Source organism: Caulobacter sp. UNC358MFTsu5.1 (genome assembly GCF_000712075.1).
In the GTDB taxonomy this organism is placed as follows: Bacteria; Pseudomonadota; Alphaproteobacteria; order Caulobacterales; family Caulobacteraceae; genus Caulobacter.
Genome location: NZ_JONW01000006.1, coordinates 705,915 through 720,471, shown reverse-complemented (window position 1 = coordinate 720,471; position 14,557 = coordinate 705,915). Strand labels below are relative to the sequence as shown.

Below are 14,557 nucleotides of genomic sequence, written 5' to 3'. Positions count from 1 at the left end.
GGCCTGCTCCAGCGCCGCGAAGCAGGGGGCGGGCGAGGCTAGGTGATGTGTACGGACCGTCGAACCGCTTGCATCAAGGCGGATTTGACCGTTCTCAGCGGCAAGGGCGCGCGCCGCCCCTCGCGCCTGGGCCAGACCCACAGGCCGGTTTTGAGATTGGCGGGCAGCCGCAAATCGTACCGTCCACGTTCGGGCTCCGAGCGCATCGGCGTGTAGTAGAGACAGTTTTCAAAGTAATAGTGCGTGACCATCGAGCGGCGGGTCGCGCCTTGACGAACGATCCTCGAACCGCCGTGCGCCACATTGGCGGTCCACACCAGGGCCTGGCCCTTCTTCAGCATCGCCAAGGTGCGCGGGACGGCCAGCGTCCGCGCGAAGGCCGGCACGTAGAAGGTCTCGTAATCCTGGTCCTCGGGAGCGCGGCCGACCACGCCGGCCTCGCGCATGCCCAACACCGGCCGCTTGTGACTGCCCAGGTGATAGAACAGCGGTCCCGCATCGGCCGCCACGTCTTCCAGGGCGAACCATACCCCGCACATGAAGCGTTGGGGTTCGCAGTGAAAATGCACGGCGTCGGCATGGGCGCTCTGCTCGCTGCCTATGACAAAATTCAGAGTTTGAAAGGCGAAGGGGCGGCGGCCGTACGCCAGGGTGAGCATGTTGTCGATAACCGGCAGGTTGGACAGAGCTCGCGCCGCCGGCGAGCGTCGCCAAGCGTCCTGGACGCGGCGGACGCCAAGGGTAAAGAAGCGAGCGGTTTGAGCCGTAACCTCATCGCAAAGCGCCCGGCCTTCCGGTCCCAGGTCGATCACCGCCACGCCGTCGCGATGCAGGTCGGTGACGAAGCGACGTTGCGCCGCATCCGCGCCGACGGCGTCCAGATAGGCCTCGACCTGGTCCGACTCCACCCAGGGCGTGGAGGGCTGTTGGTCCAAGCGCATCCCTACTGATCCTCGCCGCGGTCCTGAAGGACGCGCAGGACGGCCGCCATGCGGTCAAAGCCCTGCTCGAGGACCGGGGTGAAGCCATGGGCTTCGGCTTCGGCTCGCGCCAGGGCGGTCGCGAACTCAACGTCGAAGGCCAGCAGGGCGCCGCCGTCGGCGGGCTGCAGTTGGACCGCGTTGACCGGCCCGGCCGGATCGGCGGCGTCCCGCCAGGCCAGGCGGGACGGCGGCTCCACCTGTGTGAACTCGAACTCCAGCGCGTGCTTGGCGCCGTCAGGCGTTCGCATGACGTGCGACCAGCGACCGCCGGGCCGAACGTCCATCTCGCAGCGTGGGTTGGAAAATCCGTGCCCGCCGTACCAAAGCGCCACGAACTCAGGGTCGGTGAGCGCCGACCAAACCGTTTCGATCGGCGCGTCAAAAAACCGCCGCATCGTGATGTGCGATGGCCCATCGTCCACTCTCAAGTCTTTCATTGCTCAAGATCGCCTTGCTGGTGAGAAGGGGTTTAGGTGAGCCCGCGGCGGTGGCGCGCGAGCCTGGGCGGCCGCTCGGCCGCGAGGCGCCGGCGGTTGAACAGGACCCGCGACGCCGAGCCTGACCCTGCGATCCTCATCGAAGTCGCCTGGAGAGCGCCGACGCCTCGCGTTCGAAGCGGGCGGCCAAAAGCTCAAAGCTGCGTTCGATGCGCGGCGGGATGTCCACGTGGCTGATGAAATCCTTGCCGCGTGGGCCATAACCGTGCGCGTCGTCCCTCAATCGGGGGATTTCACCGAGCAGAAGCGACATGAAGCGCCCCCCCGGCCAGAGCGGTCGCGCAAGGCTCTTGGCGTAGGCGACCTGGCCGTCGACCAACGCCAGTCTGGGGATGAAGGTCGGCCAGTTCACAAACTCGGTGCGCCAGGCGCGATCACGCCAAGCGCGCTTGAAGGACGCGTCGGTTCGGCGCTGCATCAACGGATCCTGGACAAGAAGGGCTGTGGCTGGCCGAAGACCGCGCTCATCCAGCAGGCGTCCGCTGAAGGAAGCGTTCTCTCCGCAGTTGGTCGAAGCGGGCTCCAGCAGGATCCGCTGCTCATCCAGGCCGCAAAAGCGCACGGCGACGTCTCGCAGGATCTCGGCCTCGGGACAGTCTTGAACATCGATGTCAGCGCAGATTTCACCGACCGTCTGCGCCAGAAACGGCGTCGAATGGCCGATCCCGCCTGTGATCAGCAGCGGCGCCTTGCAGTCCTTGGCCGCCTTGAAAGCGGCGATCGCGGTGGACAGGATCGCGTTGCCCGCCAGGATCACCATGTCGAACTCGACGCCGTCGGCGCGCCCCTGCTCGAGCTGATCCAGGGCGAGGAATTCGGCCAGCGCGTTGGCCGCTGGGATCAAGTCCGGACCAATGGCGAAATCGCAGGTTCGGCTCGCCGAACCGCACGGCTTGCTCAGCACGTTCGATTCAAGGTGCTGGCGCTGTTGCCGCTGCTGGACCTTGGCGCTCGAGCCCAGCCCCCCGGCGCCGACGGCGGGGAGTTCGCCAACCGCTTGGCTTGACCGGTTCCCAGCGTCGCGCTCTGAAAGAAACGCTGTGGGGCGGGTCATTCGCCCTCCGGAGCGCTGAAGATCTGGCGCAGGGCGTCGAGCGCCACCGGGTGATAGATCGTCGAATGGCTTTGGTCGGGACGCGGCGAATAGGTCAGGGCCAAGGTCGAGACGGGGCATTGGCGCAGTCTGGCCACAAGCGTGTCGACGGCGGCCTGCATCTCACCGCCCTCGTCGCCGATCGAAAGATAGAGGCTCCTTGGGCCGTCGGCGGGCGCGCAGGGCCGCGGGGTCGGCCGCCGAGCAAGCTGTCCGCCGTCCCACCACAGGCTTGGGCTCACAGCCACGTAGTGGTCGAAGGCCTTGGGACTTGTCAGATAGGTTTCGACGACAAAAAGCCCCGCCAGCGACTCCCCCACAAGCGCCGTCTCGCCGCTGGTGCGATAGCGGGCGCGCACGAACGGTTGGACTTCTTCGAGAAGGAAGCGCCGGAAACGCGCCGACTGCCCCTGGGTGGGGTAGGTCTCGATCAATTTCGGATTGGATGTCGGCAGAGCCAGTTCATTGCGCCGGTCGACCGAGGCGACGCCGACCACGATGACGTCGCGTGTCGTGCCCGAGATCGTGCCCAACTGGGCAAGACCTGAAATATGATGGAAGTCCTGGGCCTGTCCGCCGTCCAGCAGATAGACCACGGGGTATCGCTTGGAGCCTTCGCCGTAGCTTGGCGGCAGCCACACATTGAGCTCCCGAGGCCCGCCATAGGTCGACGACGGCAGGGCGTAGGATTGACCGATCACGATGGGTGACGGATCGACCTCGACGGGCGCGGCATGGACCGAAGCCACCAGGCCCAGCCATGAGATTATAGACAGGGCGACCACCTTCGACGCCGGCGCACGGAAGCTTGTCGCGGAGCGTGTCATGCCGTTCATCTCATGCCTGTTGGGCGGGCGTTTGCGCCGCGGCGCCGCACGTCGGGAGGACGCCGACAGGAAGTAGCCGCCGTCGGCGCGCTAGGCTTTCATCGACCGGCTGTCCTCGGGCGTGCGGTTCCCGACCAAACCGTTCGCATTGCACGTTCCGCCCCAGCAGCTTGTGTCGGCGCGGCTCGGCGTAACGCTGCGATCGGCCACGTGGTGGAAAAGACCGAAGATCGCCTCGACAGCGCCGGGTCAGGCGCTCGAATGTGGCTCGGCCAGCATCGGAGGTCTGCAACAAGGCGTCCAGATCGCCACCAGCGGGCATTGGAACGGCGTTCCCGTCAATCTCAAGGGACCGCCCAACCATGGCAAGATCGGCGCCTCAACCGACGCAAGGCGTCCCCACGTGGTGCTGGGGGGCATCAACCAAGGGGGTGCTGGCCGATCCGCAACGCCAGTGCGACGCCAGCCAGAACGGGCGCGGCGGCATGTTCTTCGTGCTCGAGGACGCCGACCTGACTCATGGCCTGGGAGCCTTGATCGCCGGCGACACCGCGCTGGCGACGTCGCCAGGAGCTCTGGGTCGCGGGCGTGCGGCCGTACCGGCGCGCCGCGCGGGTCGGCGCGGCGCGCCGGCCGCCCAAGCCTCGGACGGACGCCTTCCCGCCTATAAGCGCGGTGATGCGCGCGCCCGCCCGGATCCCCGCCCCACGGGAATAACGCGCCCCTCCCACGGCTGGCCCGATCGATCCGGACTAGCGCGACACGGCCGGCGCGGGCGTTTCGTCGGGAGCGGCGTCGCCGGCGGCTTCGGCCAACGGTCGCGCATATCGCAGGAGCGATACGAGCACCTTGGCGGGCTCTTCGGTCATCACCTCGTGCCCCGAATGCTCGAACCAGACGAAGTGCTTTTGAGGGGCGCGCAGCTTCTGGAACCAATCGTACGCCACCTCCGAACTCACCGTTCGATCGTGTCGCCCTTCCAGCAGGATGACGGGACAGTCCAGACGATCGACATGGCTAAGGTCGAGCCCCAGAACGGCGCTGAGCAGATACGCCTGCGAGTAGCTGTTTCCGTCATAGACGCGGGCGGATTCGGCGTCGGTGTAGTCGGGCGATAGTCGCGCCGCGACGCTGTTGGTTTGCCGCTGGCGGTAGGCCATGACGCCGCCGAAATGGTCGGACCAGCGCCGCTCGATCTCGATGTCGGCCAGAGGAATAGCTCGTCCGGGCGCGCGTAAGGCGCGATGGCGTCGAGTTCCTCGACGGCCCTCTTATCACCCGCTCGAAGCGCGGCCTCGCGTGTAGCCGCATATCCGCGCCGTTCGCTTTCGGGGCTGTTGGCCGCCTGACCGACGCCGATATAGGCGTAGAGCCACTCAGGGCGACGCTGCGCGAAGCTCAGGCCGATATAGCTGCCCCAGGAGTGGCCGAGCAGGAAGATCTTATCCTTGCCCAACTCCCGGCGCAGCCAGGCCGTCAGCTCCTCGGTGTCGGCGATGAAGCGCTCGGGCCGCATGGTCGGCGCGACCGCCCGGGCGTCATTGAGCAGGTGGGTCTTGCCCGAACCACGCTGATCCCAATGCACGACGATGAAGTACTCTTCCAGATCGCGCGTGTTCCACCAGGCCAGCGGCGTTTCGGGAAATCCTGGACCACCGTGCAGGACCAGGAGGATCGGATTGCGGCGGTCGCGACCACGGATCGACACGAACTGGTCGACGCCGCCGATCGAAAGCGTCTCGGAACGATCGACGCCGTTGGGGGTGGCGATGCGGCGCAGTTCGCGTATGACCTCGACAGCCTCCTGCCGGTCGTTGGGTTTGATCAGTTGGGCCCGCGCCGGCTGCGCGATCGAGAAAGCCAGGACCCACCCCAACAGGGAGGTCCAGATGCAAGGTCTTTTCAATGATCCGCTCCTGCGCCTTCAGTCCCGCAACGCCGGGTCTTGGCCACGACGGGTCTGCATGACCAGACAGGATAGACCCTTCGGAGGGGCCCGGCTTTCATCCAAGTGCGTTCCCCAAGCCTATCGGCGTGGGTGACGGCGGCCAGCCTGGCGCCAGTCTGATCTCACCATGACGATGAGGACGGATCGGCACGCCAGGAACTATGAGGGAGCGCCCCGTTGGAAAAGCCGCATGGCTTCTGCTGTTACTTAGATGGAGACAACAAAGTTCGGTTCAAGAGTTGCCGTCAAAGCATTTTATCATAGTTTTCAATGCATTATAACTTTTGGCGGTGCAACATGACGCTTGGAACGAAAGTCGACGCCTCGGATGGAGCCACTTTTGAACTTGGGGGGACCGCGGCGCGGACCCACCAGGCCATCATCGCGGGCGGCGGCCCCACGGGCTTGATGCTGGCCGGCGAGCTGGCTCTGGCCGGCGTCGATGTGGCGATCATCGAGCGCCGGGAGAGCCAGGATCTGGCCGGCATGCGGGCCGGCGGACTGCACATGCGCACGCTCGAAGTGCTGGACCAGAGAGGCCTGGGCGAGCGGTTCGTGTCGCAGGGCCAACGCCATCAGGTCGCCCCCTTCCATGAGGTGCTGCTCGACGTCAGCGACTTCCCCACCCGCCGGAACTATTTCCTGGCCCTTCCGCAGAACCAGATCGAGCGAACCCTCGCCGAATGGGTGGAAGAGCTCGGCGTTCGCCTCTATCGCGGATGCGAGGTGGCCCGCTTCGTCCAGGACGACCACGGGGTCGACGTGGTGCTGTCCGACGGCTCGGGCCTGCACGCATCGTTCCTCGTCGGCTGTGATGGTTCGCGCAGCGTCGTACGCAAGGGCGCGGGGATCGAGTTCGCCGGTTGGGAGCCGACCAAGAGCTGGCTCATCGCCGAGGCCCGGTGGGCGCAGGAACCCAAGTGGGGGGTCGAGCATGACCTCCACGGGACCTACGCCCTGGGCAAGATGGACGACCCGGGCCAGGTCCGGATCGTCCTTGCCGAGCGCGAGCTGAAGACGGGCGACGATCCGACGTTCGACGAGGTCCAGAGCCTTCTGGTCGAGGTCTACGGCGCCGACTTTGGCGTTCACACCCCAACCTGGATTTCCAGGTTCACCGACCGTTGCCGGCAAGCCGCGGCCTACCGGGATCGGCGTGTGCTGCTGGCCGGCGACGCAGCCCATATCCACCCGCCGATGGGTGGCCAGGGTCTGAATATCGGCCTGCAGGACGCGGTGAACCTCGGCTGGAAACTCGCCCAGGTCATCAAGGGGATTTCTTCGGAAAGCTTGCTCGACACCTACCATGCCGAGCGGCATCCGGTGGCGGCCCTGGTGCTGCGCAACACCATGGCGGACGTCGCGCTCCAGAGGCGCGATCCGCGTAGCCGGGCCCTCGGGGAGATCATGTCCGAGTTGGCGGTCATAGACGGCGCCCGAAAGCACCTCGTGGCCGTTCGATCGGGATTGGGCGTTCGCTATGATCTGGGCGATGGTCATCCCCTGGTAGGACGCCGCTTGCCCGATCTTAGAATCCAAGTGGGTCAGACCGCCCAGAGCACGTACGACTTCCTGCACGACGCGCGTCCCGTGCTCTTCGACTTCGGTTCGGACCTTGGCCAGGAGCGCCGGTCCTGCACCGATGCGGTGAAGGTGGTGAGCGCGAACGCCTTGCAGGCATGGGACCTTCCCGTTGTCGGTCCCGTCCAATCGCCCGAGGCGGCGCTTGTACGCCCCGACGGCTATGTCGCCTGGGCAGGCGCCTTGGGCGATGACGGCCTGGAGCAAGCCTTGCAGAAGTGGTTTGGCGCCAGCGCAGCCGACACCGCCCACTGACCCGGTCCAGCATGGCCGACGACGCGATCCTCGTCGGCCATGCGACCGGTTGGAGGTCTCGATCGCCCAGGCGACCTTGGTCTTCAAGCCGCCTGACGGTGAAAGGACATGCCCAGGTCGCAGGGCCTATGGCGTCGAGGTGGGGCTGATCACCTATTCGCAGACAGCGGCGATCCTGGCCCGCCCAATGTCGTGGAATCCGCGAAAGCGCACCAGCCCCGCCCCTTCAAGGGGAGGATGTCCTACCAATGGCCGATCACCTCAGGAGACGTGCATGGACACCATCGCCTCGAGCCTGGCGGGGTTAAGGCCCCAAGCGCTTAGCCGGCCGGGATTGAAACCGCTCGTCGGCGACCGCCTAGGCTGGGTCGATCAGTTGCGGGGCCTGGCCATGATCGTCATGGCGCTCGACCATGTGCGCGACTTCGTGCATCGCGGCGCCATGTCGGCGGCGCCGACCGACTTGGCCACCACAACGCCGCTGTTGTTCGCCACGCGATGGATCACCCATCTTTGCGCGCCGACCTTCGCGCTCACCGCCGGCCTGGGCGCCTTCCTGTGGTGGAGAAAGGGCCGTGGTCGAGGCCAGTTGTCGTGGTTCCTGGCCTCGCGCGGCGTTTGGCTCATGGTTCTCGAGCTCCTGGTCATGCGCCTGGCCTATTATTTTTCGTGGTCGCCGCAGAGCCCGGTCCTGCTTCTCGTCCTATGGTCGCTGGGCCTGTCGATGCTGGGACTGGCGGCGCTGGTGTGGCTGCCGCGCCGATGGCTTGCCCCCCTCGCCCTGGCCATCATCCTGCTCAATCCCTTGCTGGACGCGATTCCAGCCGCACGGCTGGGGCCCGCGGCGGGGCTGTGGAACCTGATTCACGAGGTCGGCGCCTTCAAGCTCCTGGGCGCGACGGTGGTGACGCCCTATCCGCTCCTGCCCTGGATCGGCATCATGCTGCTGGGCTTCTCGCTCGGTCCGCTCTGTGAGACGGCGACCAGAACGCAGAGGCGTTGGCTTGTTCTTCTAGGCCTGGCCGCCCTGGTCGGGTTCCTGGTCCTGCGCGTGATCAACCTTTATGGCGACCCCGCGCCATGGCGGGCGCAGGGATCAGCGATCTACACGGCGATGTCGTTCCTGAACGTCACCAAGTACCCCGCCTCGCCCGACTTCGTCCTGATGACGTTGGGCGCGGCCTTCTTGCTGGCGGCGCTGCTGACTGGCGCCTCGTCGGGACCGGGCTGGGCGGGCGCGGCGCTCCGGAGTCTTGGGCGAGCGCCCTTGTTCTACTACGTGCTGCATTTCTTCCTGGCCCATCTGATCGCCACCGCGCTGGCCCTGGCCGCCTATGGATGGCGGGCGCGGTTCTTCGTCTTCTCGCCCTACCCTTCGATGGGGGGCGCGCCAGGCCAGTTCCCCGCCGACTTCGGCCATGAGCTGGCGATCGTCTACGCCGTCTGGCTGGCCCTGGTCGCCATCTGCTATCCGCTGTGCGTCTGGTACGCCGGGCTGAAGGCGCGTCGAGGCGACTGGTGGCTAAGCTACCTTTGACGATGAGACCCCGGACGATCAGGAAGAAGCGCGGGAAGACTCCGGCGACCTCTTGATGAAAGCCCGTCCTTGGCCCTTCCTCTAGGCTCGCCGGATGATCGCTCAGGGCTGCAATCGAAGAACCCTCGCGCTTGGACTGGGCGCATGGGTGGCTGGCGTGGGCGCCGCACGGCGTGTCCAAGCGGGAGGGGTCGGTTCGCCGGGTCGGTTTGAACCGATCGATCTCTTTGCTGACACGCGCATCTTCCTGCGCGCCCGGATCAACGGCGTGGAGGTGTCGGCCTTGCTCGACACCGGCGCTGAAATGACGGTCGTCGACACGCGCCTGGCTTCCCGCCTGGGGCTTGCGGCGAAGGGATCAGGCTCGGCGATCGGCACGGGCGGTTCAGCCAGCGTCAGCTTCGCCGATGGCGTGACGATCCAGGCCGCGGGCTTGCGCCTGACAGACCGCACGGTTGCGATTATCGATCTTGGCGCCGTCGCCGAGGCGATGGGTCACCCGCTTCCCCTTCTGCTGGGCAAGGATCTCCTTGGCGGCCTGGTGATGGACCTGGACTTGCCCAACCGCCAGATCGCCTTCTTCCCGCCCTCGCATGCCCCAAAGCTTCCCGGCGCCACGGTTTTGCCCTTCACGCAGGTCGGCCCGCTCAGGGCCATTCCGCTGCGGGCGGCCTCGGCGGAGGCAGCCCTCTTCCATGTGGACACTGGAAGCGGCGGCGCGCTCGACCTTTATCCGGCTTTCTCGCGCAAGCTCGGTCTTCCCGGCGACCGGGCCGCGTCGACGACGCTCGCGGGCGGCGTGGGCGGCCTGGCGGAGTCGCCCATCTTGAGTCTTGATCAGATCGCGGTGGGCGTGACGACTCTGCACGAGGTTCCGGCCATCCTCTCCAGCGCCGGCTCGGCGGCGACAACCGAGCCGGTGGCGGGCGCGATCGGAATGGAAGTTCTTTCGCGCTTTCGGTTGTTGGCCGATTTTCAAGGCGACCGCCTGACGCTCGTCGGCGCCCCTGAAGCCTTGGCCAAACCGTTTTGGAAGAACACCCTGGGCTTGGCCTTGATGCGAACGGGCGATGGCGTGGTCGTTTCCCATGTCATGCCCAACTCGCCGGCGGCCCAAACCGCGCTCACCAAGGGCGCGTCGATCGTTTCCATCGACGGCGCGCGCGCCAGTACGTTGACCCCCCCGGCGCTTCGAAGCCTCATGGGCTCGCCCGTGGGCGCGGACGTGGTGGTGGCGACCGCGACCCATGGGGAAGTTCGCCTGCGCGCCCGGGTTTTCTACTAGCAAGCCGGCCGAGGAGGAGGGGGTTGGCCATGGACTTTCGAACGGCCCGGAGCCAGGACGCCGAGGCCATCGCCGCTCTTCACGCCGACAGTTGGCGGCGAACCTACAGGGGCATGATGCCCGATGCTTTCCTGGACGGGCCGGTCTTGGAAAACCGCCTGGAGATCTGGCGCGCCAGGCTCGCCGATGGTCGAACCGACCCGTCGGTTTGGCTTGGCGTCGAGCATGGCCAAGTCGTTGGCTTCATCTGCGTCCACGCCGACGAGGATTCCAGGTGGGGTTCTCTAATCGACAATCTCCATGTTCGCCCCGAGTCTCAGCAGATGGGCGTCGGGGCCCGTCTGATGGGGCTCGCCGCCGACTGGTTGGATGACCAATGCTCCGGTTCGCCGGTCTATCTGTGGGCGATGAAGGCAAACCACGGCGCTCGGCGATTCTACGAGCGGCTGGGAGGAAGGCACGTCGAGTCCCTCATCAAGACCGACGTCGCAGGCGGCCTTGCGCTCAACTGTCGCTATGTTTGGCGCGCCCCCGCGGCGATCGCCAGGGTGTCAAAGCCTAATCCCGCTCCCGACGAGCGCGGGGCGCGCCACATCGAGCGGCCGCCCCATGAAGGATCCACCTGACTTGGAGACTCAAGATGCGATCAAGGTCTGAACCTGCGCGGCGCTCTGTCCTGTTTGGGCTCGCCGCTTGCCTCGTGGGCGGAGCGTGCCTGGCCGCGTCCGCAACCGCGCCCGACTATCCCGTCGGCTACCGCCATTGGACTCACGTCAAGAGCGGGGTGATCGGGCCAGGCAGTCCGGCCCATCCGCGCTTTGGCGGTCTCCACCACATCTACGCCAACCCCAAGGCCATGCGCGGCTACAGCACGGGCAAGTTCGCGCCAGGATCGGTGCTGGTCTTCGATGTGCTCGAAGCAAAGCAAGGCGCGGGGAGCGTGGAGGGGGGCGAGCGGCGGTTTGTCGACGTCATGACCAAGAGCAGGGACGGCTGGTCGTATACGGAGTTCAATGGCGACAGCCGCGAGCAACGCAACGTCACCCCCGAGGCTGGGGTGAGCCAGTGCCAATCCTGTCACCTTTCCCCAAAGACCCAGGATCAGGTGTTCAGTCGCTTCAAGGAGTAGTCGCGCAGTCTGGTGTTGAGGGTGCGCGCGGCGAGGGCCTGGTTCGGCGCGGCGAGGGTTTCAGTATCGCCGGCAGATGATCCTAGCCTCGGCGCTTGCTGGGCTCCAGACCAGCAAGCGCCGTAGAGCCGTTCAGGGCGTCTTGGTCAGCGGCAGAACCTCGTCGACCAAGGTCACAAGGAAGCGACCTGGTTCTTCTTGGTAGGCCATGTGGGCGGAGTCTTCGAACCAGACCAACGTCTTCTTCGGCGCGCGCAACGTGGTGAACCATTCATCCAGCAGCCCGGCATTGGTGCCGATGTCGTGCCGTCCCTGAATAAAGACTACGGGCAAGCTGAAGGTCGGGGCGTCGCGCAGATCCACGGTCCCAAGCTCGCCCCATAGCGCCTGGATGCTGAAGCCTTGGGCGACGTCCCGTAGGCGCAGTTCCTCGTCGTCATAGTCGGGTCCCAGAGGATTGATTTGGCCCTCATGACCGACATTGTTGCGCCAGTAGTATCCTCCGTAATGGGCGAGCCATCGCCGCTCTACGCCGAGGTTTTCGATGTTGCGCTTGGGATCGACGCGGTCGGGGAACGGAGCGATCCGTTCCAGATCGGCGACGGCCTGGGCGTTCCCGTCTCGGCGCGCCGCCGCCAAGGTCGCCTCGTATCCTCGGGACTCGTTGGGCTGAAAAGCGACAAACTGGCCGGTGCCGACATAGGCGTAGAACCAGTCTGGCCGGCGTTGCGCCAGCTTCACGCCAACGATCGATCCCCAAGAATGGCCCACCAGGATGATCTTGCGAGGGCCGTACGTCTTGCGAAGATAGGCGACCATTTCCTCGGCGTCGTCGACCATCCGCGCAACGGTCATGGTCGGACCGAGGGCTTTTGGATCGTTGGCCGCGAATGTCTTGCCCGCGCCTCGCTGATCCCACTGCACGACCGTGAAATATTCGCGCCAGTCCCTCATGTAGTAGTAGCTGGACGGGATCGAGGTGAAGCCTGGTCCGCCATGAATGAACAAGAGAAGGGGCGCATCGGCGTGGCGGCCTCGCACCGAAACCCATTGCTTGATGCCGCCGATCTCGACAAAGCCATCGCTTTGAACGGCGTCGACGCTGCGGACCTGGTCGACGGATCGAAAAACGTCGCGAGGGTCGGCCGCGCGCGCAGAACCGCACACGGCGCCCAGGCTCAGAACGATCACCATGATCTGAACCAAACCCCGAGCCGTTGGGATCGTGTTGGGCATCTGTTCGACAGCTCCAGCTGCGCGGCGAACATCTCGCACATCGCTACACGTTAGAGGCCGGCGCCGGATCGATCGGATGCAGGCTGTCGGCAATTTAATCTTCAAAGCGCGCGTCCTGGAGGCCCCCGACCGGCCGGACGTCGCTGTCAGGAGACGCTGGCCGTTCTGGGCGACGATTCGACCTGGGCGCCCGGCGCCGCCGGGGCCAAGCGCTTGGGGGCGAACCGTGGTCGGCTCAGACGCGCTGTTGCTTTTGTCGAGCCGCGCTGGTCAGGGCGATAAATTGAGAGGGCGTCATGCCGAAGATGTTGCGATAGGCGCTGCTCAGGTGCGCCGAGCTCGAAAACCCGGAGTGATGCGCCGCTTCGGTCAGGTTGAGCCCTTGTTGGGCGAGCCGCATGGCGTTGCCCAGCCGCAGCCACAGCCTGTAGCGCTTGAACGCCACACCGGTGCTTGCCCGGAACGCGTGGCGAAACCGTGATTCCGACAGACTCGCCTCGCGGGCAAGGCGGGCGATCGAGTGATCTCCGCCCGGATCGCGACGGATCTGGTCGATCGCCTCGGCGATGCGCGGGTCCGTCGCACGCAGGCTGCGCAGACCCAGCACCCGCTCCACCATCGCCTTGCCCTGGCGCAAGTCCGCGCCGGCGAGGAGCAGATCGTTGAGCGTGGCGACCAGGTCGTCCAATCGTGCATGGCCCAGACGAACGCCGAACGGCCCTTCGTCCATCGCGCGATAGAGCGCGTCGCGATCCCCCGTCTGCCTTTCGACAAACAGACAGGCGATCTGGCGACCCTCGAAGACGAACTCGTGCTTGAGCCCTGGCGGCACCAAAATGGCGCGGCTCGTCAGGGTCTTGTCCGAGACCACCGGCAAGCGAAGATGCACCGGTGCGTCAAGGCCGACGCACAACTCGCCCACGCTGTTGCGATGGGCGTGGTGCGGCGTCGGCGGGCCGACGTACAGCAGCCGAGCGCCCCAGGACATTTGAACAATCGGCCCTTGAACCATCACTCTTCTCCAGCCGCGCCTCGCGCCGCTTCATGCCTCAGGACGACTTTCAACCACGAGCCGCCCAGCCGATTTCCACCCGCCGATGTCGTTTGCGGCGTCAGACGCTCTGACGGTCAGGGTCCGCTGCTGGCCGCCTCAGGCGGCGCAAGCTCGGCGCTGCGCCGGGGGCGCCGCCCTTTCAGAACCAGGGACGCTTGTCGGCGTCGCGGCCTTTCAACGCCAGGCGCGCAACAGCGGTGTGTGCGCCCGGTTACATCTTGTAACGGAGCTTGATCGCCCGCCCCTGCGGGGTGCGGACGCCCGCCGATGGATCTTGATCGTTCGGCGCGGCCGCCTGGCTCACTATTGCAGGGCGCGCCCGGCCCAGCAGGTCGCCGATCGCCAGCGCGGCGCCGACCAGGGCCAGGTTGATCGCGTTTCCGGCCCAGGCGAGCCTTGAGCCGGGATCGTCCAGCAAGGCCGGAAGCCAGACCAAGGCGCCGAAGACCGCGAACATCGTGGCCAGGAGACGGGTCGTCACAACCGGGAAGAACGCCATGATCAACGCCAGACCGGCGACCAGGTGCGCCGCCCCCGTCGCCAGCGCCCAGAAGGTTTGACCCAGCGGCGCCCAGGCCGGCGTCATGGCGATGGTTTCCGGCAGGCTCAGGAAATGCGCCAATCCGAAGACGATCTCGCAAGCGCCGAACGCCAACCTGCAGACCCGCGCCGTCGTCCGGCTCGCCGGACCGGTCCGCGCCGCCACGGCCAAGGCTCCGACGGCCAGGAGCAGTTGTTCGGCCGTTCCGAGCCAGGCGCCGATCATCAGCGGCGCGGCCACCACCCTACGCGACCAGCAAAGCGCGAACGCCAGGTAGAGCAGGCCCACCACCCCGCCGGCGAGCGTGCGCGTGCGGCCTTGCTGCAGGCCCAGGGCGCCCAGGATGAACAGCACGGCGCAGGCATGGGCCAGCAGCGCTCGCCCCGGCGTCGCCTCGGGCACGGGATGGAACCCGACGGTGAAGTCACCCCAGATCAAGCCGAGCAGCCCCAAGGCCAGCGCCGCCGCGCCGTAGACGCCCATCCCCCAGCCGTGATCCGAGACCAGGGCGCTGCACAAGGCGGCGCCTGCTGGCCTGCGGACGGGGCGGGCGCGCTCGCAGGCGGCCTCGATTGGACGGATCGACATGGT

The 14,557-nt window shown here is 66.4% G+C and carries 13 protein-coding genes and 1 pseudogene; 5 read left to right on the top strand and 9 right to left on the bottom strand.

Annotation, left to right across the window (positions count from 1 at the left end; translation table 11 throughout):
• Positions 1-38 precede the first annotated feature (38 nt).
• The 6 genes and pseudogenes from BR39_RS0112065 to BR39_RS27445 all read right to left on the bottom strand — a co-directional run.
• A complete protein-coding gene (locus tag BR39_RS0112065; protein ID WP_029911861.1) occupies positions 39-941 on the bottom strand; it encodes a phytanoyl-CoA dioxygenase family protein in 903 nt (300 codons plus the stop codon).
• Positions 942-943: 2 nt separating this feature from the next.
• Positions 944-1,420, bottom strand: a complete 477-nt coding sequence (locus BR39_RS26155) for an SRPBCC domain-containing protein (protein ID WP_081916716.1) — start codon at positions 1,418-1,420, stop codon at positions 944-946.
• Positions 1,421-1,556: 136 nt separating this feature from the next.
• On the bottom strand, positions 1,557-2,534 hold the full coding sequence (locus tag BR39_RS0112055) for a YdcF family protein (RefSeq protein WP_051695534.1): 978 nt from the start codon (positions 2,532-2,534) through the stop codon (positions 1,557-1,559).
• Positions 2,531-3,400, bottom strand: coding sequence for an alpha/beta hydrolase (locus tag BR39_RS0112050; RefSeq protein ID WP_081916748.1), 870 nt, complete (start codon positions 3,398-3,400; stop codon positions 2,531-2,533). The genes BR39_RS0112055 and BR39_RS0112050 overlap by 4 nt, the downstream gene beginning before the upstream one ends.
• Positions 3,401-4,152: 752 nt before the next feature.
• On the bottom strand, positions 4,153-4,560 hold the full coding sequence (locus BR39_RS27450; protein ID WP_369795641.1) for a hypothetical protein: 408 nt from the start codon (positions 4,558-4,560) through the stop codon (positions 4,153-4,155).
• Between the two features lie 80 nt (positions 4,561-4,640).
• A pseudogene (locus BR39_RS27445) lies at positions 4,641-5,108 on the bottom strand (alpha/beta fold hydrolase); the annotation flags it as partial.
• A gap of 537 nt (positions 5,109-5,645) precedes the next feature.
• Between BR39_RS27445 and BR39_RS0112040 the strand changes: the two are divergent.
• The 5 genes from BR39_RS0112040 (at position 5,646) to BR39_RS0112020 (ending at position 11,135) form a co-directional block, all read left to right on the top strand.
• Positions 5,646-7,184, top strand: a complete 1,539-nt coding sequence (locus tag BR39_RS0112040; RefSeq protein ID WP_081916746.1) for an FAD-dependent monooxygenase — start codon at positions 5,646-5,648, stop codon at positions 7,182-7,184.
• Positions 7,185-7,458: 274 nt separating this feature from the next.
• On the top strand, positions 7,459-8,721 hold the full coding sequence (locus BR39_RS0112035) for a DUF1624 domain-containing protein (RefSeq protein ID WP_197026686.1): 1,263 nt from the start codon (positions 7,459-7,461) through the stop codon (positions 8,719-8,721).
• A 94-nt stretch (positions 8,722-8,815) separates the two neighbouring features.
• Positions 8,816-10,006 (top strand): retropepsin-like aspartic protease, encoded by a 1,191-nt coding sequence (locus BR39_RS0112030; RefSeq protein ID WP_081916715.1) that lies wholly within the window; start codon positions 8,816-8,818, stop codon positions 10,004-10,006.
• Between the two features lie 29 nt (positions 10,007-10,035).
• A complete protein-coding gene (locus BR39_RS0112025) occupies positions 10,036-10,632 on the top strand; it encodes a GNAT family N-acetyltransferase (protein WP_051695528.1) in 597 nt (198 codons plus the stop codon).
• A gap of 14 nt (positions 10,633-10,646) precedes the next feature.
• Positions 10,647-11,135, top strand: a complete 489-nt coding sequence (locus BR39_RS0112020) for a cytochrome P460 family protein (protein ID WP_029911838.1) — start codon at positions 10,647-10,649, stop codon at positions 11,133-11,135.
• A 132-nt stretch (positions 11,136-11,267) separates the two neighbouring features.
• Here BR39_RS0112020 and BR39_RS0112015 read toward each other — a convergent pair whose 3' ends face one another.
• From BR39_RS0112015 to BR39_RS0112005, 3 genes are all read right to left on the bottom strand, one after another.
• A complete protein-coding gene (locus tag BR39_RS0112015) occupies positions 11,268-12,371 on the bottom strand; it encodes an alpha/beta fold hydrolase (RefSeq protein ID WP_029911835.1) in 1,104 nt (367 codons plus the stop codon).
• Between the two features lie 235 nt (positions 12,372-12,606).
• Positions 12,607-13,383 (bottom strand): AraC family transcriptional regulator, encoded by a 777-nt coding sequence (locus BR39_RS25805; RefSeq protein ID WP_081916713.1) that lies wholly within the window; start codon positions 13,381-13,383, stop codon positions 12,607-12,609.
• A gap of 253 nt (positions 13,384-13,636) precedes the next feature.
• Positions 13,637-14,554, bottom strand: a complete 918-nt coding sequence (locus BR39_RS0112005) for a hypothetical protein (RefSeq protein WP_029911829.1) — start codon at positions 14,552-14,554, stop codon at positions 13,637-13,639.
• Positions 14,555-14,557: the final 3 nt, after the last annotated feature.